The sequence below is a fragment of the Pseudomonas fjordensis genome (assembly GCF_976987115.1).
This window is the reverse complement of the sequence record NZ_OZ336860.1, coordinates 6,046,064-6,071,861: the sequence shown is the minus strand read 5'-3', so window position 1 is coordinate 6,071,861 and position 25,798 is coordinate 6,046,064. Positions and strand designations below refer to the sequence as shown.

At 57.6% G+C, this 25,798-nt stretch carries 26 protein-coding genes; 11 read left to right on the top strand and 15 right to left on the bottom strand.

What is annotated here, in order from left to right:
• Positions 1-2 precede the first annotated feature (2 nt).
• The 4 genes from ACWHXD_RS27775 to ACWHXD_RS27760 all read left to right on the top strand — a co-directional run bounded on the left by ACWHXD_RS27775 (position 3) and on the right by ACWHXD_RS27760 (position 3,740).
• Entirely contained in the window at positions 3-713 is a 711-nt protein-coding gene (locus ACWHXD_RS27775; RefSeq protein WP_034126869.1) for a DUF1190 domain-containing protein, read from the top strand.
• 11 nt (positions 714-724) lie between these two features.
• Positions 725-1,882 (top strand): glutathionylspermidine synthase family protein, encoded by a 1,158-nt coding sequence (locus tag ACWHXD_RS27770; RefSeq protein WP_138761843.1) that lies wholly within the window; start codon positions 725-727, stop codon positions 1,880-1,882.
• Positions 1,883-2,062: 180 nt separating this feature from the next.
• Positions 2,063-2,827 (top strand): type IV toxin-antitoxin system AbiEi family antitoxin, encoded by a 765-nt coding sequence (locus ACWHXD_RS27765; protein ID WP_138761844.1) that lies wholly within the window; start codon positions 2,063-2,065, stop codon positions 2,825-2,827.
• Positions 2,817-3,740 (top strand): nucleotidyl transferase AbiEii/AbiGii toxin family protein, encoded by a 924-nt coding sequence (locus tag ACWHXD_RS27760; RefSeq protein WP_138761845.1) that lies wholly within the window; start codon positions 2,817-2,819, stop codon positions 3,738-3,740. Before ACWHXD_RS27765 ends, ACWHXD_RS27760 begins: the two co-directional genes overlap by 11 nt.
• A 56-nt stretch (positions 3,741-3,796) precedes the next feature.
• Here ACWHXD_RS27760 and ycaC read toward each other — a convergent pair whose 3' ends face one another.
• The gene (gene ycaC / locus ACWHXD_RS27755) at positions 3,797-4,429 is read right to left on the bottom strand and encodes an isochorismate family cysteine hydrolase YcaC (protein WP_069557506.1); all 633 of its coding nucleotides are present in this window, start codon (positions 4,427-4,429) and stop codon (positions 3,797-3,799) included.
• Between the two features lie 510 nt (positions 4,430-4,939).
• Between ycaC and ACWHXD_RS27750 the strand changes: the two genes are divergently transcribed.
• A complete protein-coding gene (locus ACWHXD_RS27750; protein ID WP_138761846.1) occupies positions 4,940-5,176 on the top strand; it encodes a hypothetical protein in 237 nt (78 codons plus the stop codon).
• Positions 5,177-5,413: 237 nt separating this feature from the next.
• Positions 5,414-6,064, top strand: coding sequence for a sce7726 family protein (locus ACWHXD_RS27745; RefSeq protein ID WP_411101163.1), 651 nt, complete (start codon positions 5,414-5,416; stop codon positions 6,062-6,064).
• Between the two features lie 2 nt (positions 6,065-6,066).
• Here ACWHXD_RS27745 and ACWHXD_RS27740 read toward each other — a convergent pair whose 3' ends face one another.
• The 12 genes from ACWHXD_RS27740 to exaC all read right to left on the bottom strand — a co-directional run bounded on the left by ACWHXD_RS27740 (position 6,067) and on the right by exaC (position 18,733).
• Positions 6,067-7,194: a beta family protein gene (locus ACWHXD_RS27740; RefSeq protein ID WP_138761848.1), complete on the bottom strand. Its 1,128-nt coding sequence runs from the start codon at positions 7,192-7,194 to the stop codon at positions 6,067-6,069.
• A gap of 4 nt (positions 7,195-7,198) precedes the next feature.
• Complete coding sequence (locus ACWHXD_RS27735; protein WP_192901630.1) at positions 7,199-7,690, bottom strand: ImmA/IrrE family metallo-endopeptidase; 492 nt, start codon at positions 7,688-7,690, stop codon at positions 7,199-7,201.
• A complete protein-coding gene (locus ACWHXD_RS27730) occupies positions 7,687-8,292 on the bottom strand; it encodes a hypothetical protein (protein ID WP_138761849.1) in 606 nt (201 codons plus the stop codon). The genes ACWHXD_RS27735 and ACWHXD_RS27730 overlap by 4 nt, the downstream gene beginning before the upstream one ends.
• A gap of 480 nt (positions 8,293-8,772) precedes the next feature.
• Positions 8,773-9,543 carry a LexA family transcriptional regulator gene (locus ACWHXD_RS27725; RefSeq protein WP_138761850.1) on the bottom strand — a complete coding sequence of 257 codons (771 nt, stop codon included), beginning with the start codon at positions 9,541-9,543 and terminating at the stop codon, positions 8,773-8,775.
• Positions 9,544-9,754: 211 nt separating this feature from the next.
• Positions 9,755-10,282: an inorganic diphosphatase gene (gene ppa, locus ACWHXD_RS27720; protein WP_003176323.1), complete on the bottom strand. Its 528-nt coding sequence runs from the start codon at positions 10,280-10,282 to the stop codon at positions 9,755-9,757.
• Between the two features lie 109 nt (positions 10,283-10,391).
• The gene (locus tag ACWHXD_RS27715; RefSeq protein WP_098950264.1) at positions 10,392-11,207 is read right to left on the bottom strand and encodes a M90 family metallopeptidase; all 816 of its coding nucleotides are present in this window, start codon (positions 11,205-11,207) and stop codon (positions 10,392-10,394) included.
• Between the two features lie 6 nt (positions 11,208-11,213).
• Entirely contained in the window at positions 11,214-11,870 is a 657-nt protein-coding gene (locus tag ACWHXD_RS27710) for a DedA family protein (protein WP_003194521.1), read from the bottom strand.
• An 814-nt stretch (positions 11,871-12,684) separates the two neighbouring features.
• On the bottom strand, positions 12,685-13,143 hold the full coding sequence (locus ACWHXD_RS27705; protein WP_014720105.1) for a GNAT family N-acetyltransferase: 459 nt from the start codon (positions 13,141-13,143) through the stop codon (positions 12,685-12,687).
• An 89-nt stretch (positions 13,144-13,232) separates the two neighbouring features.
• A complete protein-coding gene (eutC, locus tag ACWHXD_RS27700; protein ID WP_032895129.1) occupies positions 13,233-14,069 on the bottom strand; it encodes an ethanolamine ammonia-lyase subunit EutC in 837 nt (278 codons plus the stop codon).
• A complete protein-coding gene (locus ACWHXD_RS27695) occupies positions 14,066-15,460 on the bottom strand; it encodes an ethanolamine ammonia-lyase subunit EutB (protein WP_138761852.1) in 1,395 nt (464 codons plus the stop codon). Before ACWHXD_RS27695 ends, eutC begins: the two co-directional genes overlap by 4 nt.
• Positions 15,461-15,523: 63 nt before the next feature.
• Positions 15,524-16,957 (bottom strand): ethanolamine permease, encoded by a 1,434-nt coding sequence (gene eat, locus ACWHXD_RS27690; protein ID WP_003194515.1) that lies wholly within the window; start codon positions 16,955-16,957, stop codon positions 15,524-15,526.
• A 255-nt stretch (positions 16,958-17,212) separates the two neighbouring features.
• On the bottom strand, positions 17,213-18,733 hold the full coding sequence (exaC, locus tag ACWHXD_RS27685) for an acetaldehyde dehydrogenase ExaC (protein WP_138761853.1): 1,521 nt from the start codon (positions 18,731-18,733) through the stop codon (positions 17,213-17,215).
• A gap of 272 nt (positions 18,734-19,005) precedes the next feature.
• Here exaC and ACWHXD_RS27680 point away from each other — a divergent pair, with 272 nt between their 5' ends.
• Positions 19,006-20,916, top strand: coding sequence for a sigma-54-dependent Fis family transcriptional regulator (locus tag ACWHXD_RS27680; RefSeq protein ID WP_098950270.1), 1,911 nt, complete (start codon positions 19,006-19,008; stop codon positions 20,914-20,916).
• 357 nt (positions 20,917-21,273) lie between these two features.
• Here the strand turns inward: ACWHXD_RS27680 and ACWHXD_RS27675 are convergent, their stop codons facing one another.
• A complete protein-coding gene (locus ACWHXD_RS27675) occupies positions 21,274-21,456 on the bottom strand; it encodes a hypothetical protein (protein ID WP_138183518.1) in 183 nt (60 codons plus the stop codon).
• Positions 21,457-21,469: 13 nt separating this feature from the next.
• Between ACWHXD_RS27675 and ACWHXD_RS27670 the strand changes: the two genes are divergently transcribed.
• From ACWHXD_RS27670 to ACWHXD_RS27655, 4 genes are all read left to right on the top strand, one after another.
• On the top strand, positions 21,470-22,261 hold the full coding sequence (locus tag ACWHXD_RS27670; protein WP_238344542.1) for a hypothetical protein: 792 nt from the start codon (positions 21,470-21,472) through the stop codon (positions 22,259-22,261).
• Positions 22,262-22,370: 109 nt separating this feature from the next.
• The gene (mpl, locus tag ACWHXD_RS27665; protein ID WP_138761855.1) at positions 22,371-23,720 is read left to right on the top strand and encodes a UDP-N-acetylmuramate:L-alanyl-gamma-D-glutamyl-meso-diaminopimelate ligase; all 1,350 of its coding nucleotides are present in this window, start codon (positions 22,371-22,373) and stop codon (positions 23,718-23,720) included.
• Positions 23,717-24,346 (top strand): flavin prenyltransferase UbiX, encoded by a 630-nt coding sequence (gene ubiX / locus ACWHXD_RS27660; protein ID WP_032895136.1) that lies wholly within the window; start codon positions 23,717-23,719, stop codon positions 24,344-24,346. Before mpl ends, ubiX begins: the two co-directional genes overlap by 4 nt.
• Positions 24,339-24,623, top strand: coding sequence for a YceK/YidQ family lipoprotein (locus ACWHXD_RS27655; RefSeq protein ID WP_003194502.1), 285 nt, complete (start codon positions 24,339-24,341; stop codon positions 24,621-24,623). Before ubiX ends, ACWHXD_RS27655 begins: the two co-directional genes overlap by 8 nt.
• 504 nt (positions 24,624-25,127) lie before the next feature.
• On the opposite strand, the gene ACWHXD_RS27650 is transcribed toward ACWHXD_RS27655, so the two are convergent.
• A complete protein-coding gene (locus ACWHXD_RS27650) occupies positions 25,128-25,769 on the bottom strand; it encodes an oxidoreductase (protein WP_138761857.1) in 642 nt (213 codons plus the stop codon).
• Between the last annotated feature and the right edge of the window lie 29 nt (positions 25,770-25,798).

Here is a 25,798-nt window from a genome sequence, read left to right as displayed (position 1 = left end):
CGATGAAACGAAGCAAGTACGTCCAGCTTTCGCTGGCAGCGTCGGTCGCCATGGCGATATCCGGCTGCGGCCCAACGGAAAAAACCTACGACCTGCAAAAGAAGTACAACTTCCAATCGGTACAGCAATGCGCCGATGAAAAACTTCCGGTAGACGTGTGCTCGGACGCCTACATGACCGCCATGGCCGAGCATCGCCGCATAGCGCCGGTGTACGACAGCCAGGCCGACTGCGACGCCGACTTTGTCGCCGACTGGTGCCAGCAAGACTCCACCGGCAAATTCATCCCGCGCTTGGGCGGTTTCGAACTGACTGCCGAAGGCCAGGTGACACAATCCCAGGTTGATGCTGCCAATGCGCAAGCGGCCAACGCTCAGGCCAGCGGCGGTGGCTCAGGCTTCTCTACCAGCAGCCTGCTGACCGGCCTGCTGATCGGCAACATGCTGAGCAACAACCGCAACAGCTACCGCTCTGAACCGGTGTACCGCTATCGCGATGATCGCGGCAATTACGGCAACTCGACGCTCAACCAACGCGTGTCCAATGGCGCGACCTTTGGCCGCTCGAACCAGGCCCGATACGGCAGCAGCAATTACACCAACACGCTGCGCTCGTCGCCTAAGTCGAGCTCGGTTTCATCGGCCACCTCCCGGGGCGGCTTCGGCAGCAAAGCCAGCGCACGCAGTGGCTGGGGCGGCGGGTCGAGCAGCTAAGGAAACCGGCCATGAAGAAGATCCAATGCGCAGAGCGTCATGACTGGAGACACACCGCCGAGAGCCTCGGCTTCCTGTTCCATACCATCGACGACGAACCCTACTGGGACGAAAGCGCGTACTACCAGTTCACGCTCAAGCAAATCGAGCGCGACCTCGAAGACCCGACCACCGAGCTGCATGACATGTGCATGGACCTCGTCGCCCGCGTGGTCCACAGCGAAGAACTGCTTGAACGCCTGAGCATCCCCGCGCCCTTCTACGACATGATCCGCACCTCTTGGCTTGAAGGCCACCCGCACCTGTACGGGCGCATGGACTTCTCCTACAACGGCAGCGGGCCCGCCAAGTTGCTGGAACTCAACTACGACACCCCCACCAGCCTCTACGAAGCCGCGGCATTTCAGTGGGGCTGGCTGGAGCAATGCATCGAACGCGGCCTGCTGCCCAAGCACGCCGACCAGTTCAACAGCATCGACACCAAACTGCACCAGGCCTTCGCGCAACTGCAGGTCAGCCAGCCGTTCTACTTCGCCTCGATGAAAGACTCGGTCGAAGACAAAGGCACCACCGACTACCTGCGCCTGGTCGCCGAAAAGGTCGGCATCGAATCACGCCACATCGACATCGAAGACATCGGCCTGACCAGCGAGGGCCGCTTCGTCGACCTTGAAGATCGCTGGATCCCCCACCTGTTCAAACTGCACGCCTGGGAGTTCATCTTCCACGAACCCTTTGGTACCGCGATTGCCCAGAGCGACACACAGTTCTTTGAGCCCGCGTGGAAATCCATTATTTCCAACAAAGGCATCCTGCCGCTGCTGTGGGAATTCAACAAAGGCCACCCCAACCTGCTCGCGTCCCACCTGGATACCGACCCAGGTAAAGCCGTGCCAAAAGGCTGGGTGCGCAAACCGTTCTTCTCCCGGGAAGGCGCCAACATCGAACTGCAAACCGCCGAAGGCCTGACCGTAAAAGAAGACGGCCCCTACACGGATGCGCCCTTCATCCTTCAAGAGTTCGCACCGCTGCCAAAATTTGGTGATAGCTACACGCTGATCGGCTCTTGGGTAATTGGCGACCAGGCCGCCGGCATCGGTGTGCGCGAGGACAATAGCTTGATCACCAAGGACTCAAGCCGGTTTCTGCCGCACTTGATCCTGGATTAAGGAAGTTGATCGTTCCCACGCTCCGAGTGGTAATGCATCCACTGACGCTCCGCGTCACCGCGCCCTGGTATTGACGTACCCATTCACGGCTGCAATCAAAGCTTCGCCAGAATAGCCATGCCCAGCATTCTCATGGTTTAATATTTTTCATATAAATACCCTTATAGGGTGATATCTATCATGAAAATAAACCATCTTCTCGCTGAATGGCCACCGGGCTCCATAGCCACTCAAGCGTGGCTGCACGAACACGGCGTTGGGCCGAGCCTCATTCAAAAGTATCAGCACACGGGTTGGGTAGAGCGTGTGGGGCATGGTGCGTGGAAACGCAGCGGCGACGATCTTGACTGGCACGGCGGTGTCTTCGCACTGCAACAAGACGCAACGGTGCAGATTTGGCCGGGTGGTGCGACGGCGTTGAGCCTGGCCGGTTACAGCCACTACCTGACCTTCGGAACGCAGACAGTCGATCTATTCGGCACATCAGAAGCTCTTCTGCCAGGCTGGTTTCGCAAGCACGAATGGGAGGCCCAGGTAAATTTCTACCGAGGCGCGCTCTTTGCGGAACTGGAAGATATGGCGTTACAACTTTTCCAAGTGCCGTACCGCCAATTTGCGCTAAAAATCTCCACCCCGGAGCGTGCGGTGCTTGAGCTTATCCATCAAAGCGACGATGAAATGCTGTTCAGCGGTGTGACCGATGTATTGAGCGGTCTGGCCACACTCAGCCCCAAACGCCTGCAAAAACTGCTTGAAGCGTGCAACTCGATCCGCGTCAAACGCGTGTTCCTGTTGCTGGCACGTAACGCGAACCATGCGTGGTATGGGCGAATAGATCGTTCCAGCATCGACATGGGTAAGGGCAAGCGGCAAATCATCCGGGGCGGTCGACTCGATAAAGAGTTCCTCATTACCGTTCCGGAGCGTTTTGCCAATGCCACTTGATCCACGTTATGCCGCTCAGGTTCGTCTGCTGGTGCAGGTCATTCCTTACGTAGCGGCAGAACGATGTTTCGCACTGAAAGGGGGGACCGCCATTAACCTGTTTGTGCGGGACTTGCCTCGGTTGTCGGTAGATATAGACCTGGCGTATCTGCCCAATTCTGCCCGCCAGCAGGCATTGGCCGACGTTCGTCAGGCGTTGGAGCGCATTGCTGGTGCCATAGCACGAGCCCTCCCTTCGAGCATCGCGACCGTTCAAGCAAATCGAGACGATGAGCTTCGGATTCTTGTAAGAAACGCTCACTCCCAAATTAAAATTGAAGTTTCGCCAGTGCTGCGCGGGACTGCCCTGCAGCCGCTGGAACGTGACGTAGTGCCGTTGGTCGAGGATGAGTTTGGTTTCGCCTCGATAGCGGTGGTGTCCTTGCCCGACCTCTACGGCGGTAAAATTTGCGCTGCACTGGATCGGCAACACCCAAGAGACCTTTTCGATGTGATGTTGATGCTTCGAGAAGAAGGGCTGACACGCGAAATTTTTGAGGGCTTCTTGGTGTATTTGATCAGTCATGGGCGGCCTATGGCTGAGCTGCTTGCTCCACGATGGAAGCCACTGGCGGATATATTTCAGGCTGAATTTGCTGGCATGACACGAACGCCGGTCACTCTTGAAGAATTAGAGGTAACCAGAGAGGCTTTGCTGACCGCGATCCAGCAACAATTCTGCGAGCAGGATGCCGCCTTTCTGATTTCGCTAAAACAAGGAGAGCCTGACTGGGCGAAGTTGAGTTTGCCTGGGATCGAAGAGTTGCCTGCTGTGCAATGGAAGCTGCATAACGTCAGGCGGATATCTACTGCGAAGCGAGTAGACGCTGTGGCGAAGCTGGAGGCGGTGGTTGGTCAATTGCTGGCCGGGTAAGCCGTGGAATGAAAAAGCCTGCTTTTCAAAGCAGGCTTGTCATACAGCGTGGTGACTTACTTAGACTGGGCAGTCAGCGCCGCATACCCATTCATCAAATTGCGATAGTTAGGAATCCGCTGGGACAACAGATTCCCCAGCCCTTCGATGTCGTTGCGCCAGTCACGGTGCAACTCACACGCCACCGAGAACCAGTTCATCAACTGCGCACCGGCCTGCGTCATTCGGCTCCACGCCGCCTGCTGCACCGTGGTGTTGAACGTGCCCGACGCATCCGTTACCACAAACACCTCAAAGCCTTCTGCCAGCGCCGACAAGGTCGGAAACGCTACACATACATCCGTCACTACACCGGCAATGATGATCTGCTTACGACCGGTGGCCTTGATTGCCTTGACGAAATCCTCGTTGTCCCAGGCATTGATCTGACCAGGGCGAGCGATATACGGCGCGTCCGGGAACATCTCCTTCAGCTCCGGCACCAGCGGGCCGTTAGGGCCTTGCTCGAAACTGGTGGTGAGGATGGTCGGCAAGTTGAAGAACTTGGCCAGGTCAGCCAGGGCCAGCACGTTGTTCTTGAACTCGTTGGGGGAGAAGTCCTGCACCAGGGAAATCAGGCCGGTCTGGTGGTCGACCAGCAGAACAATGGCGTCGTCTTTGTTCAAGCGGTTGTAGGTTGCAGTGCTCATGGTTGAATCCTTTTTTGTTTAGGTTGGTTGGGCGTTGCGTTCAACATGGGCACAGATTAATGGGTGGGTGACGAGGGATAAATCGGGTGGGAGGCGTCTTACTGTCAACTTAAAGTGGACAATGGTTGGCGCCCGATTTCAGGCCTCCGGGTTGCTGTGCAGAACAGGAGTGAATTGCCTGATTTTGAGTAGCCAGCAGGTCCGATCCCTTTCATTTGCAGGACGTTTCCTAGAGAATCCCAACCGCTTGCGCCAGTGGAATTGGGTGACTAGGCTGCTGACCGTCACTGCTAATTCAGTGATCGGGTTTAGTCGCCCGGACCTCGCTAGGCGCACGCGCCATCCCAAAGACAGGTGTCTTCTCGCCTGCACTTTATGGTGGCTGTGCGCAGGGCACCCTCGGGTGCGCCGGTGCCTAGCGGCCGGTCGACTAACCTGCGTACAGCCGCCACCTCTGCTCGTTTAGTCGCGAAAGGACGGTGGTAGTCACTTACTGCTAGGAGTTTTGCTATGGATAACGTTCGTTCAGATACGCTGTCGTCACACCCGACCAACCCATTTACGGTCAATGAAGAACTGAGCTTCGAGGATGCCTGGGTGCAGGTGGCTGAGCTGCTGCATTGTGCGCTGGCTACGTCACAGGTGATCGGCGATTCAGCGGCTGCGCCGCAGAGAGCGGTGATGCATTTGGTGGAGATGGCGAAAATGGTCGCGGATCGGGCTGTGGAGTGTTTGCAGCCGAAATAACATAAGGCGCTTGCTTCGCGTGAGCAGAGCAAGCGTCAAAAAACTAAATTTTGGTTTCGTTTTTTCAGAATATTATCGAAGTGGATAAGTTCAATTCTGCCAGTTGTTGTTCAGCAGTATACGTTGATGATAATATTGTTTGCGTTTTTAATTTTGGCTGGGTTCTTTTGTTTGATTTAGTTGTGTTGTAGGCGTTTATTAGGTTTCGTTGGTGTCGAATTTTTAGAGTGAAGAGACGTGGGTGAAAAGGAAATAAAAGCCGTCGTGCTAAATTATCTTATAAATAAAGGGCAGATTGATTTGTCTTCTATCGTGTTTAATGAGATGAGTTTAGCTCGCAATGTGCGTAGATTGGACTTAGGGTTCGTACAGCGAGGAGAAATGGTTGCGATAGAAGTAAAGAGCGAAAAAGATTCCTTGTTTAGGTTTTCTGGGCAAGTTGAAGAGTACTTAAAGTATTTTGATCGTGTCGTTGCTGTTGTGGCTCCTAAATTTGTTGATAGTGTGGTTGCTGAAACTGAGAATGATGTTGCAGTATGGATGGTTTCCAGCTCTGGTTTGAAAGTAATACGTAAAGGTCGAATAAATCGTAAGGTGACTAAAGAATGCCTTGTCGATTTGATGACAAAAAGAGAGGTTTCTCTTCTTGCAAAAAGAATCGGTGTGAAGTTAGAAGGGGTTGCAATGTATGAGCTAAAGATCGAGGTTGTAAGTCGTTTGAATAAGATCAGCAAGGCTGATGTGAAACGAATTCTTCTAGATGGGATTTCAAAGAGGTTCACCTTGCCGTCAAATAGGTTTCTAACTGCAGTTGTTGGTCGTGGTAAGGTGGAAGTCGATGATGTCTCATTGCTAAGTCCGTATTTGATTTACTTAAGAAAAAATTAGTGTCAGTCAATCCATTCTTCGTCTGTGTTAATTTCGCTTATGTCTGAGTTGTAATGTAGCTGGTTAAAAAGATGGATGTTGATGCGTACGGCAGTAGATCTTAGTGCGCTATATATTCCAAAGTCGCTACTTTCTGAGGTTATTTCAATTTGCTGAGTGCCCCAGAGTCGAAGCTCAGAGACCCAATAGTCATTGGAGATTATTTCTTGAGCAATATCTATGTATGCTGCTCTGCGTTTTTCTTTTGAGTTTGGAGAGTTATCATCTACTTCTCGTCTCGAGAAAACCCAATCTTTTTTTAGTGGGTAATCAATTCGAGGGGGAGGAACGCCAGCTCCACCGTCTTGCTTCAGAGCACGAGCACTTCCTCTATCTGAATAAATGATGGGGTTATAAATTTCCCGGTCTAACAATTTATTAAATAGCATCCTTTCATATATTGAGTTTTCTCCTTGACGCTGGCCCGCAAACCCTGCCGGGAAGGAGGATGCACTGATAGATATTGTGAGGCCTGCAATGGCTCCCTTCGCTTCTGACATGAAGGTTTCGAGTAAAGGTATCCGCTCGCTGAAGTTGACATCCAAGCTTTCAAGATCATAAATAATTAGAATATTTTTTGCCTTAGTTGATCGTAAGGCGTTTACTAGTTTTCTGTGTTTTTCAAGATTGCTGTCGTTTACGGTTATCCTAACCACTAGTCCTCTGTTGAGGGAGGATAACTTTGTAATTTGCTCCTCAATGTTGTGGAGACTTTCGTGCCTCAGGCACGGAATTGCATTGTCTTCGCTTTCGATGAAGCGAAACCAGTTTTCGTAACTGTCAGTGGGGCACAATAGTTCTTCGATTTCTTTGAAGACTTGTTTGTCGGGGTAATTGCCAGTAAATAGAAAAACTTTGTTATTGGAAAGGAATTTTTCATCAATGTCCGCAATCCATGAGCGAGTGCCAATCGCCAATTTTATTCTATCTAGTGCGCTATTCAATTTGTGAGCATTTAGCCATCCTCTTAGCGGAAATAACGGAAGTAGTTCATCTTTGTCTTTGTCGGGTAGCTGCTCAAGAGCAGTCATTTCGGCGTTGCTAATTGCCAGAATAGGTATGTAATTTCGATCTGAGAATTTATTTTGCATAGCTTTATTTTCCTATCCTGATTCTTATTGCTGCTAGAGATACTTGCGCCTGCTCCGCTATTTTTTTGTAGCGCTCCTCTGGTTTTAATGTGCTGCATGCTGTCAAGGCTAATTTAATTAATGATGCAGGCATTATGAGGTCGGCAGCTAATCTGTTTGCTTCCCTCTCTAAGTCGTCGGTTAGCCTAGATCGATAGAGTACATCGTCTGTTATTCCGCTGGCTAGTCGATCGCGATGCAAGAGGAAATGTGCAATTTCATGTGCAATTGTGAAGCGTTGTCTTTCCTTAACATCGTGCCGATTTACCTTTATTATGACAACCCCTTCTTTCTCTCTGATTTCCCCAGAGATTGATCCTGGCATTGTTGACTTTAATACGCTTATCCCAAAGTCTTTGGCTATTGCGCCGATCGATATTGGTAAGCTTATTTGATGTCTTAAGATGACAAGTTTTTGGGTGTCGTCAAGAGAGTCCCATTCAGGCGATGTATTCAACTGGCACGCTCCTCTATTGAGGTAGAGTCAGGTATTGATATTCCGCGGTATGCGATATTTTCAACGGCACTCTGTATTAATTCATCGAAGCGATTTTCTTCGATTAGCTTAATTAGATTTGCTTCTGTTGCTTTGGGTATTTCGACTTTAGCAATTAATTCTACGGATTCTTTTGCAATGGTTCGAGCGTCTTTTATTGCTTCTTTCTTTATGTTGCTATATCCCAAGATCGAAAGTATAGCAATTAAAACGCCTAGGACTGTGATAATTACGGACACCGATGCTAGTACAAGCGCTACAGGGTCGGTGTTAGCTGGCTTTTTTAAATCTAGTATATCTTTTTCGAGATGCTTTATTTTTTCTTCTTGCAACTTTATATAGATTTCTAATTTGTTCGTTTCTCTAGCTGAAAGTTGAGCGTTTGCTTGAATTGTGTCCTTCATAGAGCTGAGCGCTTCGTATGTACCATGCGAGTCGCCTGCTACAGAATGCTGTTGCAGCGATTGACTTTCTGGTTTTTCTCTCTCTATGGCATGACTAGCTAAGCAAAAAAACAGGCTCGCAAAAGCAATCAACGAAGTGAAAGTTTTTAATTTTGCCAATATCGAGCTCCTTTCGAATCTATCAATGTGCCTTGCTGTGGCTATTCTACGGCACACAGTGCTCCTTGCTGTCAGTCTGCCACTAGGTGCGTCGAGTAGCAACTCGGCTAACTGAATCTCTGCCAATTTCCGTTACAGTGCCAAATGCACCGATTGTTGGACTTCCTCCCCGGCTGGCTGTTTCCACAAAAGAGTCTATTCTCGTCAAGCTAGTCGCAGTCTTGGTTGCAGGTTTGAAACGCAACTGTGTTGATCTTTTGATTAGAATGTTTCGGGCATTAAAAAGCCGGCTTGTGGCCGGCTTCTCGGGGACTGCCTCAGCTTGTTTTTGACAAACCTCACCAGCCTTCAAATCGCTCAGCCCACATTGCGTCAGGCTGAATAGTAGGGGCATCCGCGGGAACTCCTCCGCTTCGCCAGCAGGGAATCAGCTAAAAGCGACCCCTGCCAAATGTGCGGCGCATGATACCCACATTCACTTCAATTGCCCACCTCCGGTTCCGATTTAGAGCCTTCCCAGCCCAGCATGTGTTCATCCAGTGGCACCGGTGGGCGGCGGTTGTTGAGGGTGGACCACCAGAATACCCAGCCGACGATCTTGAAGCTCTGCTCGAAGCGTTCTTCGTGGTTGAGGTATTCGTCCGGGTGTTCGCTGGCGTTGTGGCTGCGCATGCGCAGGCCGCCGCCAGGGCGGTTGTAGAGGTATTTGATGCGCAGCATGCCGTCGTGTTCGACGGCGTAGATTTCACCGTCGATGATTTGGGTGCGGCCTCGGTCGATGGCGAGGGTGGCGCCTTGCTGGATGATGTCGATCATGCTGTTGTCGACCATGTAAGCACCTACGGCGCGGTCGGGGTTGACGTTGAGGGTTTCCAGGCTGTGCAGGGAGACGCGGATGCGTTCGGTTGAGGTGAAGGTGGGGTGGAGAGGGATCTCCACGTCGGTTTTTTCCGGGCGGCAGGCGGGGCCTGTGAGGTATTTGCCTGTGTCTTCGCGGGCGGTTGCAATCCTTGCGGTGGGGCCTTCCAACAGGTAGTTGGCGGGCGGGTGTTTGGGGCCTTTGCCGTCGCTTAACCAGCGACTTGAGACGCACAGCAACTCTGCGATCTCGTTGAGTCGGCCCATGGGGACGCCGCGTTTGAACCAGTTGTTCACGTGCTGAGGCGTGACGCCGCGGTTCTTGGCGAAGTCGGAGGCGGAAAGATGAACTTCCCGTAGTAGCGCTTTTAAACGATCACCTGATGTATTCATAAACGCAGAGTTTACTGGCCGGAAAGTCTAATCAAATAAACCATGCGTTGATTTGCCGTTGTAGGATTTGGCTTAGTTGTGGCTGGATCTTTCAGGGGTGCAACTTAGTTAAACGCTGCAAATAAACATTGAACTTGATGTTTAATTCGGCCCATAAAAAAGCCCCGAATTAACGGGGCTTTTTAATTGCCGTGGCAATGAGGGGCGGGTATCAGCCTTTGTAGGCGGCAACCGACTTCATGATCTCGGCGCGGGCGGCGTCTGCGTTGCCCCAACCGTCGATCTTCACCCACTTGCCTTTTTCGAGGTCTTTGTAGTTCTCGAAGAAGTGCTTGATCTGTTCCAGCAGCAGTGGCGGCAGGTCGGTGTATTCCTTCACGTCCACGTACAGCTGGGACAGCTTGTCGTGTGGCACTGCGATGACTTTGGCATCGCCGCCGCCGTCGTCGGTCATGTTCAGGATGCCGACTGGGCGCGCGCGGATAACCGAGCCTGGGGTGACTGGGTAAGGGGTCACGACCAGCACGTCGAGGGGGTCACCGTCGTCAGCCAGGGTGTTGGGGATGAAACCGTAGTTGGCCGGGTAGAACATCGGGGTGGCCATGAAACGGTCAACGAACAGGCAGTCGCTGTCTTTGTCGATTTCGTATTTGATCGGCGCGTGGTTGGCCGGAATTTCGATGGCGACGTAGATGTCGTTCGGCAGGTCTTTGCCAGCCGGAATCTTGCTGTAGCTCATTGGGCGTTGCCCCCGTTAGTTGGCCATATGACATGGCCGGATTGGCCTAAAAGTGGCGGCGATTATAGGCATATTCTGACGCCGATGCCATGCGCCAAGCGTCGTACGGTCATTCGCCCTGTGGCGAGTAGCGCGGGTCGCTGGCTTGCAGTTGGGCTAGGCGGGCCAAGGGATCCTGGCGATAAAAGCGGCTGAGTTGGGCGTACACCTGTGGATAACTATTGGCCAATAAATCCGGGGCGCTGAAGAAATATTCACTGGTGACGGCAAAGAATTCCGCCGGGTTTTCCGCGGCGTAGGGGTCTATCTCGGTCTCGGCGTCCGGGTTGGCGTCCAGCTGGCGGTTGAGGTCATCGAAGGCGCCTTGCATGACGCTGGCCCAGTCCTGCACGCGCATGTCATGGTGCAGAGGCGGCAGGCCGTTGGCGTCGCCGTTGAGCATGTCCAGCTTGTGCGCCAGTTCGTGGATGACCAGGTTGTAGCCTTCCCATTGGCCGCTGGCGAGCACACCAGGCCAGGCGAGGATCACCGGGCCTTGTTGCCAGGCTTCGCCGCTGTGTTCGCCGTCCCATTCGTGCTCCACGCCACTGGCATCGCGATGGCGTTGCGGGCTGAGGAAGTCGTCGGGGTACAGCACGATCTCATGGAAACCCTGGTACCAGTCGAGGTCGCCCAGGTTCATCAGCGGCAATTGCGCCTGGGCGGCGAGCAACAAGCGTTGTTCCTGGTGCAGTTCGACGCCGGGCAGGGCGGTGAGGTGTTTTTCGCTGAGGAACACCACGCAGGCTTCGCGCAGCCACTGGTCTTGCTCCGGCGTGATGCCGTCGAGGAAGGTCAGGTGGTGGCGCACCCGTTGCCAGGTGTCATCGGCAATCGGGTGCTTGGCCAGCAGGCGCCGGCGACGCCAGGCGCTGAAGGACCACACGGGCAGTCAGTGCGGGTTGGCTTCGGAAGAAGTGCGGCCAAAGCGGCTGCGCACCACGCCAATAATCATCGGCACCAGGGACAGCAGGATGATGAACACCACCAGCAGCGACAGGTTCTTCTTGATAAAAGGCACGTTGCCGAAGAAGTAACCCAAGGTCACCAGGCCGCCGACCCACAGGATGGTGCCCAGTACGCTGAAGCCGAAGAAGCGCGGATACGGCATCTTGGCCACGCCCGCGACGAACGGCGCGAAGGTGCGCAGGATCGGCAGGAAGCGCGCCAGGGTCACGGTTTTGCCGCCGTGCTTGTCGTAGAAGTCGTGGGTTTTTTGCAGGTAGTCGCGGCGGAAGATTTTCGAGTTCGGGTTGCTGAACAACCGCTCGCCCGCCGTTCGTCCGATCACATAGTTGGTGCTGTCGCCGAGGATGGCCGCCAGCATCAGCAGGCCGGCCAGCAAGACTGGGTCCATACCGCCGCCGGCCGCTACGGCACCGGCGATAAACAGCAAGGAGTCGCCCGGCAGGAAGGGCATGACCACCAGGCCGGTTTCGCAAAAAATCACCAGGAACAGAATGGCGTAGATCCACGGACCGTAATTGGTTACCAGCATGTCGAGGTAAACGTCGAGATGCAGGATAAGGTCGAGCGGGTTGAAATCCATGGATGGCACCTGTGTGAATAGCCCGGCTCAGCGGGCTTGTGCGGAAGCTCAGGCAATAAGGCTACAAGTAATTGTCGCGGTTCTTACAACCCTGAAAGGTCGGCATTATACGGATTGAGAGGTGAAAAGCGTGTGGCTTTTGTAGCGGGGAGTGTCGCGAAATTGTGAAGGGGTTGGGCTTCGCCTGAGTCGCCGGATCAAGTGTGGGAGCTGGCTTGCCTGCGATGGCCATAGGTATTAACGCCACACTGTAGCGCCAAAGGTAACCACGATGCGAAGCGAGTCGCTCTTGATCTTGATCTGCTTTTGATCTCAGGCGCCCCGTTAAACCACGCTGGCCGTAATTCGACAGGGATTTGGGGGGTAAACCGGCAGGGATGCCGGTTTAGCCGCCTCGCGCCATGGATGGCGCGTGGCGGCGGCCCCCCAAATCACTGGCGAATTACGGGCACACCGAGCCTGGGCGAGGTGCCGAGTGGTGGGGCAAGAGCGCTTTGCTTACTTTCGCGCTTTTCGAAAGTGAGCCGCCGTCAGGGCGGAACCCTAGGTGGCCGTTACCGCGGCTATGGATATGTACACAATCCAACTGTGTTGGCTGTCAGGCCGTCTTCGCAGGCAAGCCAGCTCCCACATTTGGACTGCGTCGCGTCAGGTAGATAAGCGTCGGATGTCAGGCCGTCACGGGAGCAAGCTCCCTCGCCACAGGGTCAGGTAGATACCTATGCTGCGATAGCCGATACAGTATGGCTGACCCTCCGCCATCGCAGGCAAGCCAGCTCCCACAAGGAAATGGCGGTGTTTGGCTTACCGGTTTTCAGTCTTCGTTGATCGGCAACACGTAGTTTTTGAATTCGGTGTCTTCGCGAAACCCAATCGACTCATAGGTCTTCTGCGCCACGTCGTTATCGCTGCTGGTCGATACCCGCAACCGCACCGCGTGGGTGTCCTTGGCCATTTTCTTGGCCGTGCGCATCAGGTTGTCGGCCACCAGTTGCCGACGCGCATCTTCGGCCACATAGATGTCGTTGAGGATCCACACCCGCTTGAGCGACAGCGAAGAAAAACTCGGATACAGCTGGCAAAACCCCAGCAGCCGCTTGTCGTCATCGTCGGCCAGGGCCAGGTAGATCACCGACTCCTTGCGCCGCAGGCGCTTTTCCAAAAAGGCCCGTGACGAGTCCGGGAACGGCAAGGCCCCATAGAACTCGCGGTATTTGACGAACAACGGGGTCAACAGGTCCAGGTGTTCCAGGGTCGCTTGAGTAATCCGCATGCCAGGCCTCAACTTCCAAATGGGGTATGACCACACGAGCGGCCGTGACTCGATGCTGCCTAATGACGCCAAAAAGCGCAATCGTACCGCTATCGGTCATCCGCCGGGCTGAGCAGGAAATTGCCCTTCATCAGGTCCGGGTCGTCGGATTCGAGGGTCTGAACCTGCGCCTCATCCTTGAGATTGACCCCCGACAACTGCCGGCGACACGCCTCTCGCATCAAGTACAGCAGGCGATGGGCCGCCATGCCATAACTCAAGCCTTCCAGCCGCACATTGGAGATGCAGTTGCGATAGGCATCGGTGAGGCCGACCTTGGGGTTGTAGGTGAAATACAGGCCCAGGCTGTCCGGCGAGCTGAGCCCTGGGCGTTCGCCGATCAGGATCACCACCATCTTGGCGCCCAGTAGCTGCCCGATTTCATCGGCCACCGCCACACGGCCTTGCTCCACCAAAATCACCGGTGACAACGACCAGCCTTCGGCGTGAGTCTGTTCTTCCAGGCGCGCCAGAAACGGCGCTGTATGTTTATGCACGGCCAGTGCCGACAAGCCATCGGCCACCACGATGGCCAAGTCCACACCTCCAGGCTGGGCCGAAGCGTAGTCGCGCAGCGTTTGCGCCGACTCATCACTCAGGCGTCGCCCCAGGTCCGGGCGTTGCAAGTACATATGTCGGTCTGTGGCGGCGCTGTGCACCAACAGGCTGTCTCGGCCACGTTCGGCCAATTGTCCACTTAGCCCAGCGTGATCGAAGGGCAAATGCACCGCGTCCCGCGCCTGGGCGTGGGCAAACTGGAAGTCCAGTTGGGCGCTAGTGGGAATGCTGGTACCGGTGCGGCCCAGGGCAATACGCGCCGGGGTCAGGCGGCGCAGTTCCAGCCACGGGTTGTCAGGCAATTCTGGTTGCACAGTCGGCTCCTTCATCCCAATTGCGCCAAGGCGTGGCGAAAGGCCGGTGGCAGGCTGTTACCAAAGCGCACCTTGCCATCAGCCTGCGTAAAGATGCCCATTTTCGCCAGCCACTGCTCGAACTCTGGCGCCGGTTTTAAACCCAATGTTTGCCGGGCGTACAGGGCGTCGTGAAACGAGGTGGTCTGGTAGTTGAGCATGATGTCGTCGGAGCCGGGGATGCCCATGATGAAGTTGATGCCCGCCACGCCGAGCAGGGTCAGCAGGGTGTCCATGTCGTCCTGGTCGGCTTCGGCGTGGTTGGTGTAGCAGATGTCGCACCCCATGGGCACGCCGAGCAGCTTGCCGCAGAAGTGGTCTTCCAGGCCCGCGCGGATAATCTGCTTGCCGTTGTACAGGTACTCCGGCCCGATAAAGCCGACCACGGTGTTCACCAGAAACGGCTTGAAGTGCCGGGCCACGGCGTAGGCTCGGGTTTCACAGGTTTGCTGGTCGACGCCAAAGTGCGCATTGGCCGACAAGGCGCTGCCCTGGCCGGTTTCGAAGTACATCAGGTTCTGGCCCAGGGTGCCGCGCTTGAGGCTCAAGCCCGCGTCATAACCTTCCTGCAGCACGTTCAGGTTGATCCCGAAACTGGCATTGGCCGCTTCGGTGCCGGCAATCGACTGAAACACCAGGTCCAGGGGGACGCCGCGGTTGATCGCTTCGATGGAGGTGGTGACGTGGGTCAGCACGCAGGCCTGGGTGGGGATTTCGTAGCGTTGGATAATCGCGTCGAGCATTTCCAGCATGGCGCAGATCGAGGCGATGCTGTCGGTGGCCGGGTTGATGCCGATCATGGCGTCGCCGTTGCCGTACAGCAGGCCGTCGAGAATGCTCGCGGCGATGCCGGCCGGTTCATCGGTGGGGTGGTTGGGCTGCAAGCGTGTGGACAAGCGCCCGCGCAGGCCCAGGGTGCCGCGGAACTGGGTGACTACGCGGATCTTCTGCGCCACCAGCACCAGGTCTTGCACGCGCATGATCTTGGACACCGCCGCGGCCATTTCCGGTGTCAGCCCTGGCGCCAAGGCGCGTAGGGTATGTTCATCGGCCGCATCGCTGAGCAGCCAGTCGCGCAGGCCGCCGACAGTGAGGTGGCTGACCGCTGCAAACGCCTGTTTATCGTGGGTGTCGATGATCAGCCGGGTGACTTCATCGCTTTCATAAGGAATCAGTGCTTCTTGCAGGAAGTGCTTGAGCGGGATATTTGCCAGCGCCATCTGCGCCGCCACACGCTCACCGTCATTCTGCGCGGCGACACCGGCGAGGAAGTCCCCGGAGCGTGCGGGGCTGGCCTTGGCCATCACGTCCTTGAGGCTGTCGAAGCGGTAGGTTTGAGCACCCACCGCGTGGGAAAAGCTTGCCATACAGTGTCTCCTTGATGACGCGGGCCTGCTGTGGGCAAGGCGCCGCGTCGAGGTTTTCGGCAGTTAGTGCAGGGCGGCCTCTGCGGCCTGGATCGCCGCGAATTCCTCTTCCGGCGTGCCTGCTACCAAGTGATGCCGGCTGTAGAAAGCAAAGTAAGCAATTAATACTCCATAGATGATCGCCGCGCCAATCACCACGCGTGGGTCTACCAAAAAGCCCGCCACCACGGCTACGCAAGCCAGCACCAGCGCCACACCCGAGGTGAAGATGCCGCCGGGCGTGCGGTATGGCCGCTCCATTTTAGGGCGACGGATGCGCAGGGTGATGTGGGCGGCCATCATCAATACGTAGGAAATCGTGGCGCCAAACACCGCCACCAGAATCAGCAAGTCACCCTGGCCGGTCAGCGACAGGCCAAAGCCGATAATCCCGGGGATCACCAGTGCCAGTACTGGCGCCTTGCTTTTGTTGGTCTCGGACAATTTGCGCGGCAGGTAACCGGCACGGGACAACGCAAAGATCTGCCGCGAATAGGCGTAGATAATCGAGAAAAAGCTCGCGATCAATCCCGCCAGCCCGACCAGGTTGACGAAGCTGCCCATCCAGGTGGAACCGCCGTAGGACAACGCCAAGGCTTCAACCAGCGGGTTGCCGGATTTGATCAGCGCGTAAGTCCCCGCACCGCCCGGCGCGATCACCAGAATCAACAAGGCAAAACTGGTCAGCACCACAATCGCGCCAATCAGCCCACGCGGCAGGTCGCGCTTGGGGTTTTTGGTTTCTTCAGCGGCCAGCGGCACGCCTTCCACCGCCAGGAAAAACCAGATGGCATAAGGGATCGCGGCCCACACGCCGACGTAGCCGAACGGCAGGAAACTGCTGGCGCCCTTGGCCTCGGTCACCGGAATATCCAGCAGGTTGGCGACGTTGAAGTGCGGCACCATCGACACCAGGAACACGCCCAAGGCAATCGCGGCGACGGCGGTGATCACGAACATCAACTTCAAGGCTTCACCCACACCAAAAATGTGAATGCCGATAAAGATGATGTAGAACGCCAGGTAGATCATCCAGCCGCCAATGCCGAACAACGACTCGCAATAGGCGCCGATAAACACCGCAATGGCGGCGGGCGCGATGGCATATTCGATAAGGATGGCAGTGCCGGTGAGGAATCCGCCCCAGGGGCCGAAGGCGCTGCGGGCAAAACCGTAGCCACCGCCAGCAGTGGGAATCATGGAAGACAATTCGGCCAGGGAAAAGCACATGCACAGGTACATGGTGGCCATCAGCAAAGTGGCGAGGAACATGCCGCCCCAGCCGCCCTGGGCCAGGCCAAAGTTCCAGCCGGCGTAATCGCCGGAGATGACATAGGCGACGCCCAGGCCAACCAGTAATACCCAGCCGGCGGCGCCTTTTTTCAGTTCGCGTTGTTGAAAATAATCGGTGCCGACTTTTTCAAAGTCGACAGAAGAACCAGTGGGTTCGCTAGGCATGGGAAGTACCTTCCATTCTTATTGTTTTTGACTCGGCATCTGTGTGCCGAACGAGGTAGCAATTGCGTGTGATATCAAATGTGGGAGCTGGCTTGCCTGCTACCCCTTATTTGGCTGATGCACGCCGCTAATGTAGGAGCGAGCTTGCTCGCGAAAAACTTGCGAGCGCCTCGGGGAGTCAGGCTGCTCGCGTTATCGTTAATGTTCTTCGCGAGCAAGCTCGCTCCTACAGTGACGGTTGTTGCCTTGGTGGGGTTAGAAAAAGCCCAGCGGATTAATGTCGTAGCTCACCAGCAAGTTCTTGGTCTGCTGGTAGTGATCCAACATCATCTTGTGGGTTTCACGGCCTACGCCAGACTTCTTGTAACCGCCAAACGCGGCATGCGCCGGGTACAGGTGGTAGCAGTTGGTCCATACACGGCCGGCCTTGATCGCCCGGCCCATGCGGTAGGCGCGGTTGATGTCGCGGGTCCACAGGCCAGCGCCCAGGCCGAACTCGGTGTCGTTGGCAATCGCCAGGGCTTCGGCTTCGTCCTTGAAGGTGGTGATGCTCACCACCGGGCCGAAGATTTCTTCCTGGAACACACGCATGTCGTTGGTGCCCTTGAGCAGGGTCGGCTGGATGTAATAACCGGTGGCCAGGTCGCCCGTGAGCTTCTCGACCTTGCCGCCTGTGAGCAATTGCGCGCCTTCGCCCTTGGCGATTTCCAGGTAGGACAGGATCTTGTCGAACTGCTGCTCGGACGCCTGGGCGCCCACCATGGTGTCGGTGTCCAGCGGGTCGCCACGCTTGATCGACTCGACCTTTTTCATCACCACTTTCATGAAGTCTTCGTAGATCGACTCTTCCACCAGAGCACGGGAAGGGCAGGTGCACACTTCGCCCTGGTTGAAGAACGCCAGCACCAGGCCTTCGGCGGCTTTTTCGATAAATTGTGGTTCGGCTTTCATGATGTCGGCGAAGAAGATGTTCGGCGACTTGCCGCCCAACTCAACCGTGGACGGAATGATGTTCTCGGCCGCCGCATGCATGATGTGCGAGCCCACAGGCGTTGAGCCGGTAAAGGCGATCTTGGCAATGCGCTTGCTGGTGGCGAGGGCTTCGCCGGCTTCCTTGCCGAAACCGTGCACCACGTTCAGCACGCCTGGCGGCAGCAGGTCGCCGATCAGTTCCATCAGCACGCTGATGCCCAGCGGCGTTTGCTCGGCGGGCTTGAGCACCACGCAGTTACCGGCGGCCAGGGCTGGCGCGAGTTTCCACGCGGCCATCAGCAGCGGGAAGTTCCAGGGGATGATCTGGCCGACCACGCCCAGCGGCTCGTGGAAGTGGTAGGCGGCGGTGAGTTCGTTGATTTCCGCGCTGCTGCCTTCCTGGGCGCGGATGCAGCCGGCGAAGTAGCGGAAGTGGTCGGCGGCCAGGGGGATGTCGGCGTTGAGGGTTTCACGCACGGCCTTGCCGTTGTCCCAGGTTTCGGTGATGGCCAGCAGTTCGAGGTTTTGCTCGATGCGGTCGGCGATTTTCAGCAGCACCAGCGAGCGGTCCTGGGCCGAGGTTTTGCCCCAGGCATCGGCGGCGGCGTGGGCGGCGTCCAGCGCCTTGTCGATGTCTTTGGCGGTGGAGCGCGGGAAGTCGGCAATCGGCTTGCCGTTGACCGGCGAGGTGTTGGAGAAGTAGTTGCCATCGACCGGCGCCACGAACTCGCCGCCGATGTAGTTGCCGTACTTGGCCTTGAACGAAACGATGGCGCCTTCAGTACCGGGGTGTGCATAACGCATGGTGGGCATCTCCTGCTTTTATGTTTATTGGAGTACAGCGCGGCAAGCGCGTTATAAAGCGTAGAGCAAAGGTTGGGCCACTGCTGTGCGGGCCCGCAAAATCAAGGGGTTGGGCTTTGTTGCAAGGCGTTGCCGTGACAGGGGCGATACAGGCCAGGTGACAGTTTGTGCCACAAACGGTACAGCCTGTGACCGGTGGGTCGGGCCGGGATTGCAATGGCCGGATGGCTGGGGGATGCTGGGCGTTCTCACGCAGGGAGAATAATAAGAACATGCATAACGATCATTTCAGTCGCCATGCCCAGCAAGTCTTGACCGTCACCCGGGGCCAAGAGCTTTCCCAGGGGCCTGGCAGCGACCCGTCCATCGCCCGCTCCTGGCTGCGCTGCGTGGAGGACTACCACCTCGACCCGGCGCTGACCATCGCGCCCACTGTGCTCGAACACGGGCGCCTGCTGGAAAGTCGCGAGCGCCTGCGCCAAGTGCTGCACATCGCCGGCAGCGAAATGAACAGCCTGCACCAGCAACTCTCCGGCGCTGGTCACGCGGTGCTGCTCACCGATGCGCGCGGGGTGATCCTCAACTGTGTCACCGCGCCGTCGGAGCGCAAGATCTTCGAGCGTGCCGGCTTATGGCTGGGCGCCGACTGGAGCGAAGCCTGCGAAGGCACCAACGGTATCGGCACCTGCCTGGTGGAACGGCAGTCGTTGACGATCCACCGTGACGAACACTTTCGCGGCCGCCATACCGGGCTGACCTGTTCGGCCAGCCCGGTGTTCGACCCTCACGGTGAATTGCTGGCGGTACTGGATGTGTCCTCGGCCCGCGAAGCCGTGTCGCGCCAGAGCCAGTTCCACACCATGGCGCTGGTGAACCTGTCGGCCAAGATGATCGAAAGTTGCTATTTCCTGCGCCACTTCGAACATCACTGGCTGTTGCGTTTTCACCTGCAGGCCGAGTCGGTCGGGTTGTTCAGCGAGGGCTTGCTGGCGTTCGATGGCGAAGGGCGCATTTGTGCGGTCAACCAGAGCGCCCTGAACCTGTTGGGGCAGTTGCGCGGCGGTTTGGTGGGCCAGCCGGTGGAAGCGTTTTTCGACTGTTCCCTGGACCAGTTGCTGGGGCGCGCCAGCGCGAACGCCACGGCCAGTTGGCCGCTGCGCACCCGCGAGGGTCGGCCTCTGTTTGCAGCGCTGCGAGGCCAGCCACGCAGTGTGCCGGCCCCTATCATCAAGCCGCAGGCGCCACGGCCTTTGGGTATTTGCCTGGGCGACCCGGCGTTGCAAAATGAGCTGCGCAAGGCCTCGCGAGTGTTCGAGCGCGACGTGCCCTTGCTGATCAACGGTGAAACCGGCTGTGGTAAAGAAGCCTTCGCCAAGGCCGTGCACCAGACTAGCCTGCGGGGCGACAAGGCCTTTGTCGCGCTGAACTGTGCGGCGATTCCAGAAAACCTGATCGAGAGCGAATTGTTTGGCTATCGCGCCGGCAGTTTTACCGGCGCCCTTAAAGAAGGTATGCGCGGCAAGCTGCAACAGGCCGATGGCGGTACGCTGTTTCTCGACGAAATCGGCGACATGCCCCTGGCGCTGCAAACCCGCCTGTTAAGGGTGCTGGAAGACCGCCTGGTGGTGCCTATCGGTGGTGAACCCCAAGCCGTGAACGTGCGCATCATCAGCGCCACGCACCGCAATTTGCTGGAGCGTGTGGCCGATGGCAGCTTTCGCGAAGACCTGTATTACCGCTTGAACGGCTTGGAAGTGGCCCTGCCGCCGTTGCGCGAACGCACTGACAAGTCGCAACTGTTGGACTTCCTCCTGGCCCAAGAGGCGGGCACCGAGCAGGTGAGGCTCGACGAGTCGGCGCGCCAGGCCCTGTTGGCATTCCCCTGGCCCGGCAACCTGCGGCAGATGCGTACGGTGTTGCGCACGGTGGTGGCGCTCTGTGAGGGCGGGCGAGTCGGTCTTGAAGACTTGCCGGCGCTGATTCGACAGGCGCGGCCCCAAGGGGAGAGGGTGGATGCGCCGTGCGCCTCGCCGCTGGAGAGCGCCGAGCGCCAGGCATTACTCGATGCGTTGGCGCAGCAGCGCTGGCATATGAGCCATGTGGCTGAACAGTTGGGCGTCAGTCGCAATACGCTGTACCGCAAGTTACGCAAACATGGGATTTCACGGGAGGTTATGCATTAGGGGCGCGACAGTTGTCGGAATAACTCAGTTATTGCGGACTATTCGTTTTTTGTCCCACGTGATTTAAGGTTTTTTATCGCTCTACACACCCACGTCGTCCCGGAACGTGGCGTGTTGTTTTAAGCACTGATGGAGTAAGGGCAGAGCATCGCTTGCCCTTAAACACCGTTGTTTGAAACTTCTAGGGTGACAACACATGAATATTACAAGTCCAATAACGACTCCTGTGCCACAACTCCCTGTTCAACTTGATGTTACGCCCGCGCCTGCACCGCAGCCCTTGATGGCGGGCTGGGGCGAACCGATGCACCCCCTTGAGCCTGAGCCTGGCACGCAGTTGTCTGAGCCGGAGGCAGATCAAACGCCGAAGGTGCGCGTCAAGCGTGGAATCTTCGGGCGGCGGTTCGGGGGAGGGTCCAGGCCCACACCGCCCGTGTCTCCCCCGCCGTCGCCCAGGGTACCGCCGGCCCCGGTCAGTCCCACGCCTACCCGGCCCCAAACCGCGACGGGAGGGAAAAAACCGACGACAACCCACGACACCTCTGGCACCAGTGTGACCGCGGGCAGTTCAGGCCAGTCGACGGCCAGTAGGCTCAAGGACGCGCTGACCAAGGGGCCTCAGACGCCCCCTCTCGGTGGCACCCCCCCTGTAAAACCGGCGGAATCGCCCAAGGTCAGTGTGGCCGATGTCACTCAGCGGCTGTTGGATGCCGACAGGCTGGTCAAGGCGGGCGTTATTTCTACATCGCCCTCTACCGGCAAGATGGTCAAGGACGCGTTCATCAACGCAGGCATCAATGGCATGGTCAGCGCGCCGATCAATGTGGGCGCCTATGCCGGGTCCGTGGCTGCGGGGGAAGCGATCAAGGGCCAATACGTACCGTCGCCGGTGCCGCCTCCGCCACCGCATTTGCCTGGCGGTGTGCAGGCCGGTCAGAAGCCAGCGCCGCCAGTCGTTACGCCATCCACACCCGATGAGCCTGCGCCTGGGGCCACACGCCATCTGGATCGCGTAGAAAAGGTGCTGCTGGAGTTTGCCAATCTCATCATCACGCTGGCGGGAAACACCGGAGACCGGCTTGTCATGGACGACGCCTGGCCCAAGGAGCGCGGGGCACGCATGAGTAACCTTGAGCAGTTACTGGACGTTTCAGAAACCCATATGAAACAAATTGCCGAGGACAACGAGCTGATTTTCAAACCTCACACCGAGTCGCAAACGTCCCCTGGTATCGGTGGCCGCTTAGGCGTGATCGAGCGTCGGTACCATGCCTTGAAAAAAACTGCTGACCGAATCATGACCTTGAAAGGCGCTGAGCTTAACAACGCGGGCACCACGGTTTAAGTCATCGCTTTTGCCCGCCGGATCCTACCGGCGGGCGTTTCGCCCTCAGCTAATGCGTGCGAACTTTCCCACCCTACGCTAACCTGCCTCGATGTTTACGAGGTCGACTATGCACATTCATATTCTGGGTATCTGCGGTACGTTCATGGGTTCGATGGCGGTTCTGGCCAAAGAGCTGGGCCATCACGTAACAGGCTCCGATGCCAATGTTTATCCACCCATGAGCACGCAGCTACAGGCGCAAGGGATTGAGCTGACGCAAGGCTACGACCCTTCGCAATTCGACCCGGTGCCGGACCTGGTCGTCATCGGCAACGCTATGTCGCGCGGCAACCCGGCGGTGGAATACGTACTGAACAAAGGCTTGCCTTACGTCTCCGGCCCCCAGTGGCTGGCCGACCACGTGCTGCAAGGCCGTTGGGTCCTGGCAGTGGCGGGTACCCACGGCAAGACCACCACCAGCAGCATGCTGGCCTGGGTGCTGGAGCATGCGGGCATGAGCCCGGGCTTCCTGATTGGCGGTGTGCCGCAAAACTTCTCGGTGTCGGCGCGCCTGGGTGAGACACCGTTTTTTGTGATCGAGGCCGATGAGTACGACAGCGCCTTTTTCGACAAGCGCTCCAAGTTCGTCCACTACCGCCCGCGCACGGCGATCCTGAATAACCTTGAGTTCGATCACGCAGATATCTTCCCCGATCTGCCGGCGATTGAGCGGCAGTTCCACCACTTGGTGCGCACCATTCCCAGCGAAGGCCTGGTCATTCATCCCACTACCGAGCCTGCGTTGCAGCGTGTGATCGACATGGGCTGCTGGACCCCGGTGCAAACCACCGGCGCGGGCGGACAGTGGCAGGCCAGGTTGCTCAGCGACGACGGCTCGCGGTTTGAAGTGCTGTTCGAGGGCCAGGCCCAAGGTGTCGTCGACTGGGGCATGACCGGCCAACACAACGTGGCCAACGCCTTGGTGAGCCTGGCCGCCGCCCGGCATGTCGGCGTGGTGCCGGCCATGGGCATCGCCGCCTTGAGCGCATTCAAGAGTGTGAAGCGGCGCATGGAGAAAGTCGCCGACGTGAATGGGATTACCATTTACGACGACTTTGCCCACCACCCAACCGCAATTGCCACCACCCTCGATGGCCTGCGCAAGCGCGTCGGCGATGCGCAGATCATCGCGATCGTCGAACCGCGTTCCAACTCCATGAAGCTCGGCGCGCACCGTGATGGCCTGCCTGAAAGCGTCAACGATGCCGACCAGGTGGTGTGGTATGCGCCAGCCAACCTCGGCTGGGATTTGCCGGGCATTGCTGCGCTGTGCACCATACCTTCGAAGGTTTGCGATTCGCTGGAAGGCATCATTGAGCAGGTGAAGTCCTTGGCCCAGCCCGGCACCCACGTGGTGGTCATGAGCAACGGCGGCTTCGGCGGCCTGCACGGCAAGCTGGCCGAGGCGCTGAAATGAGCGGGCCGGAGCGCATTACCCTGGCGATGACCGGCGCATCCGGTGCGCCTTACGGCCTGCGCCTGCTCGATTGCCTGGTGCGTGAAGACCGTGAAGTGCATTTTCTGATCTCCAAGGCGGCGCAGTTGGTGCTGGCGACCGAGACTGATGTCGCGCTGCCTTCCAAAGTGCAGATGATGCAGGCGTTCCTCACCGAGTACACCGGTGCGGCGGCGGGACAGATCAAGGTCTACGGCAAAGAAGACTGGATGTCGCCGGTAGCTTCGGGCTCCGGTGCGCCGGCGGCCATGGTGGTGGTGCCGTGTTCCACCGGTACCTTGTCGGCGATTGCCACGGGTGCCTGCAACAACCTGATCGAACGGGCGGCGGACGTGACCTTGAAGGAGCGCCGCCAATTGATCCTGGTACCGCGCGAAGCACCGTATTCGAGCATTCACCTGGAGCACATGCTCAAGTTGTCGAACATGGGCGTGACCATTTTGCCGGCGTCGCCTGGCTTCTATCACCAGCCGCAGACCATCGATGACCTGGTGGACTTTGTGGTGGCGCGCATTCTCAACCTGTTGAACATTCCCCAGGACATGCTGCCGCGTTGGGGTGAGCACCATCTGGGCGGCGATGAATAAAGCGCTGCTGCTGTTGATGGCGCTGCAACTTACCGGCTGCGCCACGGCGCGCACGCTGGATGCGGCGCAACCGGGCGCACCGGTGGTGTATGCCGGCACGCGGCTGGATCTGTACGCGATCAATGGTGGCTGTTGCGCCAAGGACCGCTTTGGGGCCGAGGCCCCGAGCTATCCCCATCTCGACCTGCCGGCCAGTGCGTTGCTCGATACCTTGTTGTTGCCACTGTCGGTGTTGACGGTGCTGGGGGTTGGCTTCAACGCCACGGGCGGGCTGTAAGGCAGTGGCTGCCTGGGCCGGCCCCGGCGGCCAGCGCATATCTACCTGACGCCCCGCGATCCAAATGTGGGAGCGGGCTTGCTCGCGAAGGCGGCCTGGCAGTCAACACAGCTGGATTGTGTACATATCCATTGCTGCGGTAACGGCCACCTAGGGTTCCGCTCTGACAGCGGGTCACTTTTGGAAGGACCCAAAAGTAACCAAAAGGTCCTCGCCCCACCACTCGGCACCTCGCCTAGGCTCGGTGTGCCCGAACGCAGGCTTGAATCCGTGGGCCGCCGCCACGCGCCATCCATGGCGCGGGGCGGCTAACCCGGCGTCCTGCCGGGTTGCCCACGAATTCAAGCCTGCGTTCGGCCAGCGTGGTTTAACGGGGCGCCTGAGATCAAGATCACAAGCAGATCAAGAGCAAGAGCGGCTCGCTTCGCATCGTGGTTAGCGTTGAGCGCTACTGCGTTATTTAGATACCGATGCTGCGATGAGGCCAGTACCAGCCCAGCATCATTACTTGCCGAGCTTGCGCAACTCGTCCGATTCCACCACCCGCACGCCATCCTGTTCTTCCAGCGCCAGGCGCCACATGGCGCGGGCCAGTTCGCAGACTTCAATACCGTGGTACTTGCCCGGAATAAGCCGTGACAAAGGCCCGGCCAACTGCTCGGCCAGGCGCGGTTCCAGTCGTTCGCCCAGCAGCAGCGACGGACGTACGATGGTCAACTGCGGCCAGTCTTGCGCTTGTAGCGCCAGTTCCATTTCCCCCTTGACCCGGTTGTAGAACACCGAGGATTTCGGGTCGGCGCCAATCGCACTGATCACGATCAGGTGCCGCGCGCCCAGTTCCCGTGCGCGCTTGGCGAAGACCACTACCATGTCCAGGTCGACCGCACGGAACGCCGCTTCCGAGCCGGCTTTTTTGATCGTGGTGCCCAGGCAGCAGAAGGCGATATCCACGCGGCCGCTCAGTTGCGGCAGGAACACCGCCGGGTCGCCCACCGGGTTTTCCAGGCGTGGATGTTCAGCCAATGGTTTGCGGCTGGGTGCCAGCACGCGGGTCACGGTGGGTTCGTTGAGCAGGCGGTCGAGCAGGTGTTCGCCCGTGAGGCCGGAAGCCCCGGCCAGCAAGATATGCTGCGGTGTCAGGTACATGGTGTTTCCCCCTTGTTACACGTTACAGC